Below are 15,352 nucleotides of genomic sequence, written 5' to 3' on the forward strand. Positions count from 1 at the left end.
GGTCATGCAAGCGACGAACCTCTCTCCCGCTGTCTCCGCTGACCGTCATCGTGCCGGAGCGTTCCTGGCCATGGCCGTGGCCGTCGCGGTCGGGGCCACGCTCGCGGGGTGCGGCGCTTCCCCCGCTTCCCCCGCCTCCACCGCCTCCACCGGCGATGGACAGGCCGCGGCCGGCGTCAGGGTGTTATGGATGGGCGACTCCATCGCAGGCGCGCAGGCCCCCGCCCTGGAAGCGGCGCTGAAGGCCGGCGGTGTGGCGTTCAAGAACGCCACTTCCGACGGCGGTGGCAACATCGTCGCCGGTGACCATCCGGTGACGGCCATGGGGGCCCGGGACACGTGGAAGACGCTGAAGGCGAACCTCGCCTCCTTCCGGCCGACGGTGATCGCCTACCAGATCACCAGCTACGACTGGGGCGCGGCCCACCAGCAGCTGTCGGCCTACCAGAAGCTCGCCCGAACGGCCAAGGACGCCGGAGCCCGGCTCGTCCTGGTGTCCGCCCCGCCGTTCAAGATCGACGAATTCTTCAAACCGCACGAGAACGCGATCAAGAGCGCGCCCGCGATGGCCGCGAAGGCCGCTCACGCGAGCTACCTGGATGCCTCCGAGCTGTGGGGCGGCGACTACGCCGCCAAGAAGGCCCAGCGCGCCAAGGACGGCATCCACTCCTGCCAGCAGGGGTCGGCGGCCTTCGCCAACTGGTTCGCCAAGCGGCTCGGCAAGCTGGCCGGCTTCACCCCGGCGGCCCCCAGCGTCTGGGCCACCGGGCCGTGGACCGGCGATGAGCGCTTCGCCAAACTCGGCTGCGGCTGATGGTGCCAGCCCCTGGCGGCGAGGGACTGAAGATCCCCGGCCCTCACCGCGCGTACATCGGCGTCTCAGACCATCGCCGCGCGCACATCGGCGCGCTTGATGGGCTGCGCGGGCTCGCTGTCGTCGCGGTCCTGCTGTTTCACGCCGGGTGGATGCGCGGCGGGTTCCTGGGCGTCGACCTGTTCTTCGTCCTGTCCGGCTTTCTGATCACCGGCCTGCTGCTGGAGGATCTCGGCAGCAGCGGCCGTCTCGGCCTGATGGCCTTCTGGGGACGCAGGGCCCGCCGTCTCCTGCCCGCGCTGACCGTCATGGTCATGTCGACGCTGCCGCTGGCCTGGGCGTTCGCCAGGCCGGACATGCTGAGGTTCGCCCTCCAGGACGCGCCATGGGTGGCCGCCCAGAGTGTGAACTGGCACTATGTCCACGAGCAGCTCGGATACTGGGATGCCGCCGGCACCCGCCTGTTCGCCCACCTGTGGAGCATCGGCGTCGAATGGCAGTTCTACCTGGCCTGGCCGCTGTTGGTGGCATTGGCCGGGAAGGGGCCCGGCGGGCAGCGGCGAGTGGCGTTCGTCGCGGTCGCCGGTGCGCTCATCTCGTTGCTGCTCATGATCAGGCTCGGGGCGGCCGTGGACACCACCCGCGCCTACGAGGGCACCGACACCCGGGCCTTCTCCCTCCTGCTCGGCGCGGCCGCCGCCACGGCGCCCGTCCGAGATGCCGTGGCCGGTCTGCCGCGTCTGGTCGTGGATGTGATCTGCGTCCCGCTGCTGTGCGGGCTGTCCGTCTCATGGCTGCTGACCGACGGGGAGAAGGCCCCGGGGCTGTTCCAGGGCGGGATGTTCGCGCACTCCCTGGGCAGCGCCGTGCTGATCGCGCTCCTGGCCCGTACGCCGGACGGCCTGGTCGGCAGGGTGGTCGGCAGCGCCGTACCGCGTCGGCTGGGCGAGCTGTCCTACAGCCTGTACCTGTGGCACTGGCCGGTCTATCTGCTGCTGCCCCGGCCGGTGGCCGGGCTCGACGGCTGGGGCTGGACGATCACCGCGGTCGGACTGTCGCTGCTGGCCGCGCTAGTCTCGAAGGCCGCGGTCGAGGATCCGGTACGACTGCGCGCCCGGTGGGCCACCGGGCGGCGCGGATGGGCGACGCTGGCCGTCGCGGGGATGATGGCGGTGGGGCTGTGGGCGGTGATACCGCGGCCGGAACCCGGCGCCGGGACGGTCGATGTGAGCATGCTGAACCAGCCGTAGCCGGAGAGACCATGCCGAAGAACGAGAGCGAACACATGCCGGGGGTGCTGTGTCGCGTGGCGGCGATCCTTGTCGCGGCGGCGGCGCTGGCGGGCTGCGGGATCACCGACACCGACGCACGCCCCGCCGGTCAGCCGGCCCAAGGCGGCCTGACCGAGAACAGCAACCGTCTGCTGCGGGTGTACTTTGTCACGCCCCAGGGCACCTGGCCGGTGTCCCGGCCGGCATCGGACGGAGACCGGTTGCGACAGGCCATGGACGCGCTGCTCGCCGGGCCCACAGCGGCCGAGCGGGCCCGGGGGCTGATCACGCGGCTGCCGTCGGCGACCCGGCCGATCCGGGCCAGGACGACCGAGGGCCGGGTGGAGCTGCGTTTACCGTGGCTGGTGCGCGACCTGCGGCCGGAGGCGGTGAGCCAGCTGGTGTGTACGGCCGCCGCGGCCCCGGGCATCGGCGCCGACCCGGTCGTCGAGGTGTTCGAGCCCGGCCTGGCGGCCGACCCGTGGCCGGTCAGGTGCGATGAGAGCGGGTCGGCCATCCCGATCGAGCAGGGAGCCCCCTCATGACCCGCGTACTGCTGATAGAAGACGACCCGGCCGTACGCCGGGGCGTGAGCCTCGGCCTGCGCCACCGAGGCCACGAAACCCTGCTGGTCGCGACCGGCGAGGACGGGCTGGCCGAACTCATCGCGAGCGCTCCCGAGATCGTCCTGCTCGACCTGATGCTCCCCGGCATGAGCGGTCTGGAGACGTGCCGCCGTATCCGCGCCTTCAGCCAGGTGCCCATCGTGATCCTTTCCGCGCGCGACGATGACGTGGACGTCGTCGTGGGCCTGGAAGCCGGCGCCGACGACTACGTGATCAAGCCTGCCAGCAGCGAGGTCATCGAAGCCCGCATGCGCGCGGTGCTGCGCCGTACCACCCAGCCCGCCGCCCCCGGCCAGGCCCGCACCACCCACGGCGACCTGCTCATCGACCGGATCGCCTTACGCGTGCTCAAGCACGGTGCGCAACTCGCGCTGGCGCCGACAGAGCTGAAGCTGCTGCTGTTCCTGTCAGCCGCGCCCGAACAGACCTTCAGCCGCCAGCAACTCCTGGAGCAGGTGTGGGAACACAGCTTCCACGGCGACTACCGGCTGGTCGACGCGTGCGTGATGCGGCTGCGGGGCAAAATCGAGGACGACCCTCGCGACCCCCGCTACATCCAGACCGTGCGCGGCTTCGGCTACCGGTTCGGGCCGCTGTGATCCGGCTTCGGTTGCCGGTTCGGGCCGCTTCGATCCGCCCGCCCCTCGCCCGAGGCCTGCGGGCCCAGCTGGTCCTGGTGTTCCTGCTGGTCTCAGCGCTCAGCGCGCTGACCGCCGCCGCGTTCACCTTCCGCCAGGGCCGTACCGCGATCGTGGAACGCGCCCAGGCCGACGCCCTGCAGGAGCTCCGCGCCCACCTCACCGCACGGGCGCCCGACCTGCCCGCCGACCCCGCCGAGGCGGACCTGCGTACGCTGGCGCGGCAACTGGACCGCGCGGCGGGCACGCGCGGCGGGCGCACCGCCCTGTCCTATCGCGGCGGCCCGCTCATCACCGCCGGGGCACAGGCGCCGCCGCTGCCCGCGCAACTGCGCGCCCAAGCGGCCTCGGCGACCACCGCGCTGGCCCAGCGCTTCCACCACGCCCAGACGCCCTGGCTGGCCGTGGCCCTTCCCGTCATCGCCGCCGCACGCCCGGACAATCCCCCGCCGCTCATCGTCTACGCCTCCTTCTCCCTGGCCTCCCAGCAGCAGGACGTGGACACCCTGGCGGCCGCCGCCCGCTCCGGGGCCCTCCCCGTCGCCCTGGCCTCCATCGTCCTCGCGCTGCTGGCCGCGCGCAGACTGCTGCGACCGGTCCGGCAGTTACGGACGGCCGCCGAGCGGATGGCGGGAGGCCGTCTGGACACCCGCGTGAACGTCACCGGCGACGACGAACTCGCCGACCTCGGCCGCACCTTCAACACGATGGCGGCCACGCTCCAAGCCGACGCGGCCGCGCTGCGTGCCATGGAAGCGCGGGCGCGCCGGTTCGCCGCCGACGTCTCCCACGAGTTGCGTACGCCGCTGGCGGCCATGGCCGCCGTGACGGAGGTCCTCGACGCCGACGCCGCCTCCGGCCGCCTCGCGCCCCTCACCGCCGAAGCGCTGCACCTGGTCTCCGACGAGACACGCAAGCTCACCCGCCTGGTCGAGGACCTGATCGAGGTATCACGCTTCGACGCCGGTGCCGCCGTACTGAACCTCGACGAGGTCGACCTGGGCGAGTTCATCGCCAAGACGCTCGCGCTGCGGCACTGGCAGGACCGGGTCCGTATCGATGTGCCCTCAGGGCTGCGCGCCCGCCTCGACCCGCGCCGCGTCGATGTCATCCTCGCCAACCTCGCGGGCAACGCGCTGCGGCACGGCGGCGCGGCGGTGTCGGTGCTCATCCAGGTTCGGGCCGGTATCGACCAGATCACCATTGCCGTCTCCGACGACGGGCCCGGCATCCCCGCCGACCTTCTGCCCCACGTCTTCGACCGCTTCACCAAGGCCGACGCCGCCCGTACCCGAACCGACGGCAGCGGTCTGGGCCTGGCCATCGCCACCGAGAACGCGCGCCTGCACGGCGGCACCCTCACCGCAGCCAACGCGCCCCACGGCGGAGCCATCCTGACCCTCACCCTGCCTCGCCACCCACCATGAGGAGCGCGGCAGCGAGCGTGTAGTCGCCCGTCTCCTCTAACTGCTCCTGGGCGACCGTTCGTTTGAACGCCGGCGTAAACGCCTGCCAGATGCCGCCGTGAACGACCTCGGATTCGTCGACGATCTCGCAACCCAATTCCCGGAGCGCACCCTTGACTCGGTTCAGCGTCACATCGGTGGCGGCCGAGGGAAGGTAGACGATCGCCAGGGCCTCATGGCTTTCGGGACATCGGAGGTCCGCGATGCGCAGCCGACCATATGTCCGCCACAGCAGGTCCTGCAGTCGCCGCTCGATCAACGACCATCCCGCCACCGACTCGGCAGGCTTGAGGTATGTACGGTCGGCGAGCGGTTCCTGGTGGAGTGGCATGAGGCTCGTGCTCCCATCACGCGGTCCGATCGCGAAAGCCTCCTCGATGTCAGGCGGACGCGGCACGGGCAACTAACACTTCGTGGAAGTCGTCGCGGATCTCCTGCTCGGAGGTCAACGTGGGCGCAGGTCGTCTTGGTCGCGGCGTTCGGTCCGGACTTCGCCTTCCACCACGTAACCGACTACGCCGCTCCATCGCCCTTCGCCCGAGCGGTGCCACTCGAGGAGGAGCCCCGGTAGCCACTGCGCTCCGTGCCGAACGCTGCAGGGCTTGGCACCTGGCGGTACGTAATCCGGGAAACACAGGATGCAGGCCCCCCGCCCAGCCGACTCGGCGTCTCGCAGGGTGACCGGCAAGGGATCATGGATCTGCTGGCCGAATCGTAAGGCCTTTCGTTGCCCTTCCAGTAAGGCCGAACAGTCCGGTTGACGGTGAAAGACCGAGCCGCCCTTCGTGACGTAGACCATTTTGGTGAGGCCCCGCGGGATCGGCGCGCAGTCAGCGCATCGGCCCAGGATGAGTTCATGGATGCAGCGCTCGTCCGTCATTTCATCAGCGCCTCCCAAGATCGTCCGCCTGTCCAAGATAATCTCGTTCGCCCATACGTCCCGTCATTCCGCATCACTTACGGAATGACGGTGAACGACGCCGCCGGACCGGAGTTTCCAGAACGCCAAGATCAACACTTGTCAGCTGTATATGTTGTCACCCTCCAAAAGCAGGCGTTGCCAAACATGGCTTTCGCACGGCTGGACGGTCAACGACGTCAGTCCGCGGGTCCAATTCGAGGCCATGACCGAGTGGGCCTGCTCGCCAAGTGCGAAGGCCCCTTGGAGGACTCCGCAGCGTTGGCACCCGTTCGACAAGTACGAGTCGCCCCGGGTCTTACTGGCACGGATTTGGATGCTTCGCGTCAAGTCTGTTGGCCCGGCGCGCTGAAGTAGACCACGCGCGACTTCGAGGGCGTCACCTTGTTCAGCTCCCACTGCTGCCCGGTAACCCTTGGCCGCCCGTGCGGGATGCAGCACGACGACGCTCGTCGTCTGAGCGGCGCACTACCAGCAGGCGCGTGTCAGGCCGAACACTTCAAGATCAAGAGTCGGCTCGCAGCCTGGAGCCGGCCCGTTCGGGACCGGTAGCGGATCTTCGCCACGCGCGTCACGATGATCCGCATCGGAGCACACGGAACAATGGACAAGCCAACCTTTGTCGCCCTTGACGAGTTCCCCGCCCTTGGCCAACACCCCGACCGAGCAGCTCGCGCAATGACCCGGAAACTTGTTGGGTCGTACTCCGGAGCGCGTACGGGCGGTTTCTTGGGCGTTTGTGACCGCAGGTTGGTTACTGCCTGCTCCGGATCGTTCTGCATCCTGCGGCCGGGCCGCGGTCGCAGCGCTGACGGCGCCGGCGGTCGGAGCTCGCTCTGTTCGTGCTCGCGCCATGATCTGCTTGACTCGGGCGCAGGAGGCGCGACTCGTGATCCGCATCATGAGATCTGTGGGCCCGCTGTCGGTGAAGAGGTTGAGCGAGCCATGCCAAAGGATCTCATCATCGATGATCAGCACCTTCTCATGCATGTGGGCGTGTGCGATGAGAGCCCAGTCCCCTCGTAGAAGTATCCGACCTTGTCTGAGGCACCCGCCACCGTGTCAATGATGATCAGCGGCCGCTGGCTGCCCTGAAACCGATGGACCGTGTCGACGAGTCCGTCGAAGGAAGCGCCGAAACGGTCGGTGATGCTTCTCTGCAAGGCCGTTACCTGGTCCCGGTACGGAGCGATCACCGCGATGTTGTCTGTCGGCGGTCCCTCGCTGCGTCCTTGATACGCCGGGAGGACGGCGTCAGCCTGCAAGCCGCGAATCAGCTCGTGGATGACCGCCTCGTGGATCGCGTTGGCCTTGTGACCGTGGCGGGTTGGCTGGGGAGCCAGTGCTTTGCGTTGTTCACTTGTGTCGACCAGGATCAGCGGGCTCTCGATCAGGGGCGACGCCCGCAAACCGCTTTTATCGTCGCGACCAGTGATCAGGGGGCGTCAGGATAGGCAACGGTGTTGACCACCGCGCAGATGGCTGGGCGCATGCGGTACTGCTCCACGAGCGCGACGAGCCGATCGTCTCTACGGACCGAACCGGACGCGTCGACCAATCCAGCGGCGTGAAAGACGTCGCGGTCCATCCATTCGCGGGAGTGCGCTTGGTCCTGCGGACTGGCACGGCGATCTCCCGACCCCTTCGTCACCGCCGGAAGCTGTCGGAAGTCACCTGCGACCACGACCCGCCGCCCGGCGAGTCCGGCGATGTACCAAGCCGAGGGCAGGTCGACCATGCCCGCCTCGTCGATGACGACCACATCAACGGTATCGAGGAGTTTGCGTGACTGAACGGCCTTGGCCACCGTCGTTCCCAGGACCCGACAGCGACTACGAACAGCATCGCCGATCTTCGACAGTTGCTCATCGATCCCTTTCTGCTTCTCCGCCAGTTGCGTCGCGGCCCCTCTGAGGACCTCTAGCGGAGGCAGCCCGTTCAGCTGGTGTTGCGCCTCCCGGAGCGCTGGTTCGACCACGGCCAGCTCTTTGGCCGCAACCTTCTCGTCGCGACCGCTGGCTTGGAGGCGTTGACGCAGCTGCGCCTCTACGGCCTGGTCATTCGCGATCTTCCTGCGCAGCTCATCAAGGCGAAGCTGTTTACGGTGCGCGAAGATTCCGGCAGGAATTCCGATCTCATCGGCGTCACGCTGATCCTTCTCTATCTGAGCGTGAATTGTCCGGAGACCTCCAGCCAGTCGCTCGGACTCCTGGCCGCTGTTCGCGATTACGCTCTGAAGGCGGTTGCGCTCCTGGGCGAGTACCGTCGCTCGCTCGTGGAGATCCACCGCTGCTTGGATCTGAGCCAGGCGTTCAGCGATCTCCTCTCGCTGGCGGTACAGCGCGGCCGATAGGCGTTCAGCGATCCGCTTGGGCATCACGGCGTCGCCGAACTTTTCCGCCAGCGATTTGACTGCCAGGTCCCCGGCTCGCTGCACCAATCCGTCGCCAAAGCCCGCTTCTGCCGACAGCAGCTCGCAAATCCGCTCCAATGCCTGGTCGACGGCGACATTCGTGGGGGCGACGAACAGCACCCTATGACCCTGTCGGTAGCACCCCTCGATGATGCGACTGACGACCTTGGTCTTCCCCGTTCGAGGACCGAACAGCCGGGCGAAGAACGCCTTTTCCTGGGGGATCTCCATGCAGACGCCAGCCGCCCAGCATCGCGCCGATGCGTGCAGCTTCCTCACCGGTTCACTCCCGCCCGGGGCAAACTGTGACGAGTATCCGATGGCACACACCTATGAGGGCGCGTACACCAGCGGCGGCGACTACCCCGCCGACTTCTCCGTCGAATGGGTGAGTGAGACCCAGAACAGCAGCGCTGGCGGTAAGTTCGGCAGCTTCGCTAACAACCAACGCCTGCTGGACAAGGACCCGTTTTACGTCCTCCCCGACATGAATTCCTAACTCCGGAAAGGTCTTCTCCCCATGACCGGCACCGCACCGTCGTCCTATCGGGCGAACGTCTGGCTGTCCTACCACCAGGTGCAGATCCGAGATGCGAACGAGCTGGGTCCGCAGTTGCCGGAGCGTTGGGACAACGGCTTGATCGCAGTGGCGGATGAGCCGGATGGCGCGACGATTCTCACGGGCATCTCCATCGGTGCCGTTGACGTCACGGTGCAACTGGCCGAGGGGCCTCCGCCTCTCGACCTGGACAGCTGGGAGGAGATCGTCGAGGTCTCCATCGAATCCACCAGCGGATCACTCATCGTTTGCGGCTCGACGGAGACCTCCCTAAATTGCCGAACCTCGCCTGACAGGGGATGGGCTTCTACCGGCTTCGGGTACACGCGCGAGGGCGTGACACCAACCCGGACGGCTCGGCCGGCGCCACCCCGGTTGAGCACTATCTGATCGCCTCGTGACAGGCGGAACCCCAGCCGGACATGCCCTTTAAGTACGCTGACGTGTTCGGCGCAGGGATCCGCCAGCGGCACGGCGCCTAGCCGGCGTAGGTGCGCAGCGCGGCCAACACGATCTGCGCGGTGCTGACATTGCCGTCGCGGGCTCGGATGCGCCCAAGCAGGCGGCGCCAGTTAAAGAAGCTGACTAGCGCCTTCGTCTTCGCCCTGTCAAAGGGGGACAAGGAACACAAGATCCCTATGTCCCGATGGGTTGCGGAGTACCTGCGCGCACATCGACGTCAACGAGCCGCGGCCGTGCACAGACCCGGCTCTTACTCTCCGTGTCTATGCTCACATGCCGTCTCCGTCGCACGACCGCGTCCGCGACGCCATCGACCGGCAGTTCCGGTACCTCGAACTTCCTGAGACAGACCTGGGACAGAACTGAGGTCCGCGCACTGGCGAGGGAGCGGTGAAGAGCGGCGTGCCGCGCTGACGGTTCTGCGGTTACGCCACCCCCTTTGACGTGCGAAGTCCTCAGCGAACGGGCAGGCCGGTAACCGCCCTGCCGATGATCAACCGCTGGATCTCCGACGTACCCTCGAAAATGGTGTAGATCTTGGCATCCCGGTGGAAGCGTTCCACCGGATGTTCCCGCGTATACCCCGCCCCGCCCAGGATCTGGATCGCCTGCTCCGTCACCCACACCGCCGTCTCCCCCGCCACCAGTTTCGACATCGAGCCCTCCGCCTGCCCGAACTGCCGGCCCATTCGGGCCATCCAGGCCGCGCGCCAGGTGAGCAGGCGGGCCGTGTCCACGCGGGTCGCCATGTCGGCGAGGAGGAAGGCGATCGCCTGGTTCTCGCCGATCTTGCGGCCGAACTGCTCGCGTTCCCGCGCGTAGTCCCTGGCGTACTCGAAGGCGGCCCTGGCGATGCCGACGGCCATCGCGGCCACCGAGGGGCGGGTGGTTTCGAAGGTGCGCATCGCCGCCTGCTCGCCGGCGCGTCCGCCGTTGCGGACGCGGGCGAGGCGGGCGTCGAGTTTGTCCTTGCCGCCGAGGAGGCAGGAGCCGGGAACGCGGACGTCGTCCAGGACGACCTCGGCGGTGTGGGAGGCGCGGATGCCGTGTTTGCGGAACTTCTGCCCCATCGACAGGCCGGGGGTGCCGGGTGGGATGACGAAGGTGGCCTGGCCTCGGGTGCCCAGCGACGGTTCGACGGAGGCGACGACCACGTGGACGTTCGCGATGCCGCCGTTGGTGGCCCAGGTCTTGACGCCGTTCAGGATCCAGTCGCCTCCGGAGTACACGGCACGCGTACGGATCGAGCCGACGTCGGAGCCCGCGTCCGGTTCCGAGGCGCAGAAGGCGCCCAGCTTGACGTCGTTCTCCGTGCCGAACATCTGCGGGAGCCACTCCCCCATCTGCTCCGGCGTGCCGTTCGCGGACAGGGCGGCGGCGGCCAGGCCGGTGCCGACGATGGACAGGCCGATGCCCGCGTCGCCCCAGAAGATCTCCTCGAACGCCACCGGCAGCGCCAGGCCGCTCTCCTCGAACCACTGGGTGGCGAAGAAGTCGAGCGAGTACAGGCCGATCTTGGCGGCCTCCTGGATGACGGGCCAGGGGGTCTCTTCGCGTTCGTCCCACTCCGCGCCTGCTGGGCGGATCACGTCGCGGGCGAACGTATGCACCCAGTCCCGCACCTCGGCGACGTCATCACTTAACTCCGGACAGAAGCCGCCCATGCTGTTACTCCCTGAAAAATCCCGCCAAACACCCAAGACCACACTCACGGAACGGCCACACCCAGCCGGCCGTTACCACTGGTAACACCCTACCGGCCAGTAGCCCGTCACCGGAAGCCCGCCATGGCCAGTGCCGCTCGTCAGCGGCCGCGGGACAGGGTCGAGGCCAGTACGGCCGCGGCGGCCAAGGCCATCGCGATCGCCAGGCCGTACATGAGCGGCCCGAACCCGCCGAACGCGGCGGCCACCTGCGGGCCGACGCTGCCACCGACGGCCAGGGCGAAGGAGAACAGCGCCAGCGCCGTGCCACGCGCTCGTCCCGCCCGCGCGGAGACCGCTTCGTTGAGGCTCGGCAGGCCACCGGTGATCGAGGCGACATAGACGGCGAGCAGGAGCACCAGCCCGAGCGCGGCGGCGGCCGTCCAGCCGATGACGGCCAGCGCGACGGCCCCCGCGAACAGCAGCGACACGGCCCGCGTGGTCGCCGGGATCCGGCCCAGCCAGGGCATGAGCAGCGGTACGAGCACGATCGAGGGCAGGCCGCCGGCGCGCAGGAGGAGCAGTTCGCTCGGCGACGCCATGCCGTAGATCTGCAATCCCGTGTAGACGGCCACGAACCCGACCATCAGCACGATCGTCGCGACGTACCGCAGCAGCAGCACCCGGTCGAACAGCAGCCCCGGCACCGACCGGTACACCGACAGCAGCGACCCCGACCCCTCGCGCGGCAGGTCGGGCAGCATGACGGCGCGCAGCCCGAGCGCGGCCAGCGCGAACCCGGCCGCCGACAGCCCGAACAGCCCCCGCCAGCCGAGCACACTCACCAGCAGCTGGGCGGCGACCTGCAGAACTACGGCCGAGGCGAGGAACGCGCCGGTCACCGCGGCGATCGCCACGACCCGGCGTCTTGGCTCGACCCGCTCGGCCAGGTACGCCATGCCCGCCGGCGGGAACATCGCCACGGCCACCCCTTGCAGCGCCCGCAGGACGAAGGCCGCCTCCGGCGAGGGGCTCAACGCCACCAGCGCGGTGGTGACGGCGGCCAGCGGCAGTCCCAGCAGGAGCAGCCGCCTGCGCCCGAACCGGTCGGACAACGGACCGAACACCAGGAAGCCAACGCCGTATCCGACGCCGAAGGCGGTGACCAACCAGGTCAAGGCGCCGGTGGACGCGCCCCAACCGGCCGCCATGTCATGCAGAAGCGGGATCACGACGTACAGCTGGCCGCTGACCAGGATCGCGGTGAGCACAAAGGCCACCATCGTCCGCCCGAACCGCGCGACAGCCGGGGTGGGTTCGGCCCGCACGCGTTCACGGGCGACGACAGTCGAAAAGGGACCCACAGCGTCGCGGGGAACCGACGTCGGCGCGGCTCGATCGCAAGTGGCCGGCGCCGGACGCGGGCTTGGGCGGGCGGCGCGACGGCCGTGGATCACACGAGGAAAGGAGATAGCCATGTGCCGGGACGGTAGCCAACCAACTAGTTGGATGTCAACCAGGCAGTTGGATTGCAACCAACCAGTTGGTCATGGCAAGATGGACACCATGGCACCCAAGGTCTCGACCGCCGCCACCCGAGCCGCCCTGCTGGAGGCCGCGCGGGGGGAGTTCGCCGCGTACGGCGTCGCGGGCGCCCGCGTGGATCGCATCGCCGAGCGCGCGGGCGTCAACAAGGAGCGCATCTACGGCCATTTCGGCAGCAAGGAGAAGCTGTTCGACGCCGTCATCACCGAGGCGCTCGACGACCTGACCGCGCGGATCGCGCTACCGGGCGCCGATCCGGCCGACTACGTGGCCAAGCTGACCGACTACTATCACGAGCACCCCGACCTGGTGCGCCTGCTGATGTGGGAGGCGCTCAACTACCGCGGCCAGGACCTGCTGCCCGGTCAGGAGGCCCGCGTCGAGCGCTGCGCGCGCAAGACGGCCTCGCTCGCCGAGGGCCGGGGCGAGGAGCCGGACGCGGCGACGGCGCGCAGGTTGTTCTTGCTGACGGGGCTGGCGTTGTTCCAGTCGATGATGCCGCAGCTCGCGCGCATCATCCTGGGCGAGGACGCCGACTCCCCCGCAGGCCGCCGCGCCCTCCGCGACCAAGCCGCCGCCATGGCCGAGCACCGCGACAAGACGGCCCCCGTTACCTGAAGCGGCGCAGGCGCAGGCTGTTGCTCACCACGAACACGCTGGAGAACGCCATCGCCGCACCCGCGATCATCGGGTTGAGCAGCCCGAGCGCCGCCAGCGGCAGGGCGGCCACGTTGTAGGCGCCGCGTCGGTGCCGGTGCCCATGGCCGGCCCGAGGCCGGCCACAGGACGCGCGGGTCAAGCCGCCGATCGAGAGCTAGACGGCGTTGCCGTCGGCGAGGGAGATCATCACCGCTCCTAGGCGCAGAGTTTCGTCACTGGTTCGCCACCTCGTAGCCGGCCTCCTTGACGGCGGCGACGATCTTCGCCTCGTCGATCAGGTCCTCGCTGTCCACGGTCAGCAGTCCGCTGGCCAGGTCCACCTCCACGGCGGTGACTCCGGCGACCTCGCCGACCTCTTCCTTGACCGAGCTCACGCAGTGGCCGCAGGTCATACCCTTGACGGTGTAGGTGGCGGTGCTCATATCGATCAACCTTCCGGGTCAGGAACGAACAAGTCGGGCGATGGCGTCACTGGCCTCTTTGACCTTGGCCTGGGCCTCGGGACCGCCCTGGAGGGTGGCTTCGGCGACGCAGTGACTCAGGTGCTCTTCGAGCAGGGACAGGGCGAACGACTGCAGGGCGCTGGTGGCCGCCGAGACCTGCGTGAGGATGTCGATGCAGTATTTGTCGTCCTCGACCATCCGCTGCAGCCCACGCACCTGGCCTTCGACTCGGCGCAACCGCCGCTGGTGGTCCTGCTTGTTGTCGGTGTAGCCGGCCATTCGCCGCTCCTCTCCCGCGCTCCGCTGTGGATGTTACTATACCCCCCTACCCTATTGTTGCCGGACGCTACCGCCAGTTCGCGGGCGGGCCGGACGGGGTGCGGTGCAGGGCCGCCACAGCACCGCCAGTGTGTACGCGCACAGCACGGCGAAACCGGCCCAGCCAGGCAGCGGATAGTGCCCGGCGGACGGCGCGTAGTGCGCGACCACCTGCGGATACTCCACCGCCGTCTGCTGGACGGCGAAGCCCGCCGCCGGGGTGAGCCGCAGCAGCCATCGCGACACGGCGTCGGGCAGCAGCGGGAGCGCGGCCACCGTGTAGGGCACGGCGACGAGCGCCAGCGCGAGCAGGATCGCCGCCCAGCCGCGCCGCAGCAGGACCCCGAGCCCGTACGCCAGCACACCGCACAGTGCGAGCACCGCCGCGAGGCCGAAGACGACCCGGACGCCGGTCACCGGTGACATCGGCTGCAAGTTGACGCCCTTACCGGTCAGGATCGCGAAGCCGAGTGCCACCGCCACGCCGACGGCGACGAGCCCGGCCACGAAGATCGCGCCGCCGGCCACCACGGCCCGCGCGGCCAGGACCGGGCGGGAGGCGGGCGTGCCGGACCGGGCGCCGAACCGGGCGGCCACGACCAGGATGATGATCAGTGCGATCACCAGACCGAACAGCGTGGTCGTGACGGTCATGCCGCCCTCGCTCGGGCCGATGTCGCCGGTCCCGCTCACGGTGATGACGCCGTCCTTCTCGACCGCGCCGGAGGCGGTGTGGTACTTCTCCCAGTCGGTGTGGTTCATCCCGCCGACGGACTCGCTGCGCCACTTGCCGCCGGCCGCGCCCGCCGGGTTCGCGTCACCGGCCGCGTCCGTCACGTCGACGTGGTCGAAGACCCCGGTGGCCTGCGTGAACCGGACCTCCTCGATGGCACCGCCGAGTCCGACCTCCCGTAACGTGAGGTCGCCGGGTGAGGTGGCGAACAGTCCGGCCCGCACCGTCTCCGGCAGGCCCGCCAGGCGTACCGTGCCGACCGTCTGCCAGCTCCGGCCGTCGGCGGACTCCGCACCGGTGATGGTGTCCCCGGATCGCGTCAGCCGCAGCCAGCGCGGGGATCCCGGCGACAGGCCGCCCGCGCTCCCGGCGATGTCGTGCCGGTAGCCGTCCTGCATCCGTACGCCGTGGTGGCCGGTCATCATGAGCGCCGCGTACGAGGAGCCCTGCCGGACGCCGTCCTTGATGATGATCCCGGCCTTCGCCCACGGCACCAGGCCGGAGACGATCTGGTCGTGGTTCGGCGGAGGGTAGGTGATCGTGCCGGTCATCGAGGTCATCCGCACGGTGATGACACCGTTCGGGCCGAGGTCGCGGTGGTGGAACCAGAACTGGTCATTGACGATCGAGCCGTCCGCGGCGGTCGGAGCGACCGGGCAGGGATCGCCGCAGTCGACCGTGGAGCTGAAGACCAGGCCCAGGGCGATCACGACGAGGACCGCCACCGCCAGGGCGATCAGGCGGCCGGGACGGCGGAAGGCCGTCCATTCCCGGTGGAGGAGTTGAGTGCTCAGCATGCGCTCGTTCTATGAGCGCGGGCCTAACATCGCCCGAACCGGGCC

The 15,352-nt window shown here is 69.0% G+C and carries 17 protein-coding genes; 8 read left to right on the top strand and 9 right to left on the bottom strand.

Features of this window, described 5'->3' with window-relative positions; genetic code table 11:
• The first annotated feature begins 4 nt into the window (after positions 1-4).
• From AB0B61_RS19815 to AB0B61_RS19835, 5 genes are read left to right on the top strand one after another with little or no spacing between them, the layout of a single operon-like run.
• Entirely contained in the window at positions 5-814 is an 810-nt protein-coding gene (locus AB0B61_RS19815; protein WP_358433521.1) for an SGNH/GDSL hydrolase family protein, read from the top strand.
• Positions 814-2,064 (top strand): acyltransferase, encoded by a 1,251-nt coding sequence (locus AB0B61_RS19820; RefSeq protein WP_358433524.1) that lies wholly within the window; start codon positions 814-816, stop codon positions 2,062-2,064. The genes AB0B61_RS19815 and AB0B61_RS19820 overlap by 1 nt, the downstream gene beginning before the upstream one ends.
• A gap of 11 nt (positions 2,065-2,075) precedes the next feature.
• Entirely contained in the window at positions 2,076-2,630 is a 555-nt protein-coding gene (locus tag AB0B61_RS19825; protein ID WP_358433526.1) for a GerMN domain-containing protein, read from the top strand.
• On the top strand, positions 2,627-3,310 hold the full coding sequence (locus AB0B61_RS19830) for a response regulator transcription factor (protein WP_358433529.1): 684 nt from the start codon (positions 2,627-2,629) through the stop codon (positions 3,308-3,310). Before AB0B61_RS19825 ends, AB0B61_RS19830 begins: the two co-directional genes overlap by 4 nt.
• 11 nt (positions 3,311-3,321) lie before the next feature.
• A complete protein-coding gene (locus tag AB0B61_RS19835) occupies positions 3,322-4,776 on the top strand; it encodes an ATP-binding protein (protein WP_358433532.1) in 1,455 nt (484 codons plus the stop codon).
• Here the strand turns inward: AB0B61_RS19835 and AB0B61_RS19840 are convergent.
• From AB0B61_RS19840 to AB0B61_RS19850, 3 genes are all read right to left on the bottom strand, one after another.
• Positions 4,751-5,146, bottom strand: a complete 396-nt coding sequence (locus AB0B61_RS19840; protein ID WP_358433534.1) for a hypothetical protein — start codon at positions 5,144-5,146, stop codon at positions 4,751-4,753. The two genes, AB0B61_RS19835 and AB0B61_RS19840, sit on opposite strands and share 26 nt — an antisense overlap.
• 1,559 nt (positions 5,147-6,705) lie before the next feature.
• Positions 6,706-7,143, bottom strand: coding sequence for an AAA domain-containing protein (locus tag AB0B61_RS19845; protein ID WP_358433537.1), 438 nt, complete (start codon positions 7,141-7,143; stop codon positions 6,706-6,708).
• Between the two features lie 26 nt (positions 7,144-7,169).
• On the bottom strand, positions 7,170-8,378 hold the full coding sequence (locus tag AB0B61_RS19850) for an AAA domain-containing protein (RefSeq protein ID WP_358433540.1): 1,209 nt from the start codon (positions 8,376-8,378) through the stop codon (positions 7,170-7,172).
• On the opposite strand from AB0B61_RS19850, the gene AB0B61_RS19855 reads away from it, so the two are divergent.
• Positions 8,377-8,646, top strand: a complete 270-nt coding sequence (locus tag AB0B61_RS19855; RefSeq protein ID WP_358433543.1) for a hypothetical protein — start codon at positions 8,377-8,379, stop codon at positions 8,644-8,646. The two genes, AB0B61_RS19850 and AB0B61_RS19855, sit on opposite strands and share 2 nt — an antisense overlap.
• A gap of 21 nt (positions 8,647-8,667) precedes the next feature.
• Entirely contained in the window at positions 8,668-9,096 is a 429-nt protein-coding gene (locus AB0B61_RS19860) for a hypothetical protein (RefSeq protein ID WP_358433546.1), read from the top strand.
• Positions 9,097-9,623: 527 nt separating this feature from the next.
• On the opposite strand, the gene AB0B61_RS19865 is transcribed toward AB0B61_RS19860, so the two are convergent.
• Positions 9,624-10,832: an acyl-CoA dehydrogenase family protein gene (locus AB0B61_RS19865; RefSeq protein WP_358433549.1), complete on the bottom strand. Its 1,209-nt coding sequence runs from the start codon at positions 10,830-10,832 to the stop codon at positions 9,624-9,626.
• Between the two features lie 140 nt (positions 10,833-10,972).
• Positions 10,973-12,082: an MFS transporter gene (locus AB0B61_RS19870; protein WP_358433552.1), complete on the bottom strand. Its 1,110-nt coding sequence runs from the start codon at positions 12,080-12,082 to the stop codon at positions 10,973-10,975.
• A gap of 295 nt (positions 12,083-12,377) precedes the next feature.
• On the opposite strand from AB0B61_RS19870, the gene AB0B61_RS19875 reads away from it, so the two are divergent.
• Positions 12,378-12,974 (top strand): TetR family transcriptional regulator, encoded by a 597-nt coding sequence (locus AB0B61_RS19875; protein ID WP_358433555.1) that lies wholly within the window; start codon positions 12,378-12,380, stop codon positions 12,972-12,974.
• Here AB0B61_RS19875 and AB0B61_RS19880 read toward each other — a convergent pair.
• From AB0B61_RS19880 to AB0B61_RS19895, 4 genes are all read right to left on the bottom strand, one after another.
• Positions 12,967-13,155, bottom strand: a complete 189-nt coding sequence (locus tag AB0B61_RS19880; RefSeq protein ID WP_358433914.1) for a hypothetical protein — start codon at positions 13,153-13,155, stop codon at positions 12,967-12,969. The genes AB0B61_RS19875 and AB0B61_RS19880 overlap by 8 nt on opposite strands.
• A 73-nt stretch (positions 13,156-13,228) precedes the next feature.
• Positions 13,229-13,438, bottom strand: a complete 210-nt coding sequence (locus AB0B61_RS19885) for a cation transporter (protein WP_358433558.1) — start codon at positions 13,436-13,438, stop codon at positions 13,229-13,231.
• An 18-nt stretch (positions 13,439-13,456) separates the two neighbouring features.
• Positions 13,457-13,738, bottom strand: coding sequence for a metal-sensitive transcriptional regulator (locus AB0B61_RS19890; protein WP_357957372.1), 282 nt, complete (start codon positions 13,736-13,738; stop codon positions 13,457-13,459).
• 51 nt (positions 13,739-13,789) lie between these two features.
• Complete coding sequence (locus AB0B61_RS19895) at positions 13,790-15,307, bottom strand: hypothetical protein (RefSeq protein WP_358433560.1); 1,518 nt, start codon at positions 15,305-15,307, stop codon at positions 13,790-13,792.
• Between the last annotated feature and the right edge of the window lie 45 nt (positions 15,308-15,352).

Source organism: Nonomuraea sp. NPDC049158 (assembly GCF_040648335.1).
Taxonomy (GTDB): Bacteria; Actinomycetota; Actinomycetes; order Streptosporangiales; family Streptosporangiaceae; genus Nonomuraea.

Coding starts and splice junctions, on each gene's coding strand:
- AB0B61_RS19875 (WP_358433555.1), top strand. CDS start 12,378: ATGGCACCCAAGGTCTCGACCGCCGCCACCCGAGCCGCCCTGCTGGAG.
- AB0B61_RS19865 (WP_358433549.1), bottom strand. CDS start 10,832: ATGGGCGGCTTCTGTCCGGAGTTAAGTGATGACGTCGCCGAGGTGCGG.
- AB0B61_RS19825 (WP_358433526.1), top strand. CDS start 2,076: ATGCCGAAGAACGAGAGCGAACACATGCCGGGGGTGCTGTGTCGCGTG.
- AB0B61_RS19855 (WP_358433543.1), top strand. CDS start 8,377: ATGCAGACGCCAGCCGCCCAGCATCGCGCCGATGCGTGCAGCTTCCTC.
- AB0B61_RS19885 (WP_358433558.1), bottom strand. CDS start 13,438: ATGAGCACCGCCACCTACACCGTCAAGGGTATGACCTGCGGCCACTGC.
- AB0B61_RS19815 (WP_358433521.1), top strand. CDS start 5: ATGCAAGCGACGAACCTCTCTCCCGCTGTCTCCGCTGACCGTCATCGT.
- AB0B61_RS19820 (WP_358433524.1), top strand. CDS start 814: ATGGTGCCAGCCCCTGGCGGCGAGGGACTGAAGATCCCCGGCCCTCAC.
- AB0B61_RS19890 (WP_357957372.1), bottom strand. CDS start 13,738: ATGGCCGGCTACACCGACAACAAGCAGGACCACCAGCGGCGGTTGCGC.
- AB0B61_RS19840 (WP_358433534.1), bottom strand. CDS start 5,146: ATGCCACTCCACCAGGAACCGCTCGCCGACCGTACATACCTCAAGCCT.
- AB0B61_RS19850 (WP_358433540.1), bottom strand. CDS start 8,378: ATGGAGATCCCCCAGGAAAAGGCGTTCTTCGCCCGGCTGTTCGGTCCT.
- AB0B61_RS19830 (WP_358433529.1), top strand. CDS start 2,627: ATGACCCGCGTACTGCTGATAGAAGACGACCCGGCCGTACGCCGGGGC.
- AB0B61_RS19860 (WP_358433546.1), top strand. CDS start 8,668: ATGACCGGCACCGCACCGTCGTCCTATCGGGCGAACGTCTGGCTGTCC.
- AB0B61_RS19895 (WP_358433560.1), bottom strand. CDS start 15,307: ATGCTGAGCACTCAACTCCTCCACCGGGAATGGACGGCCTTCCGCCGT.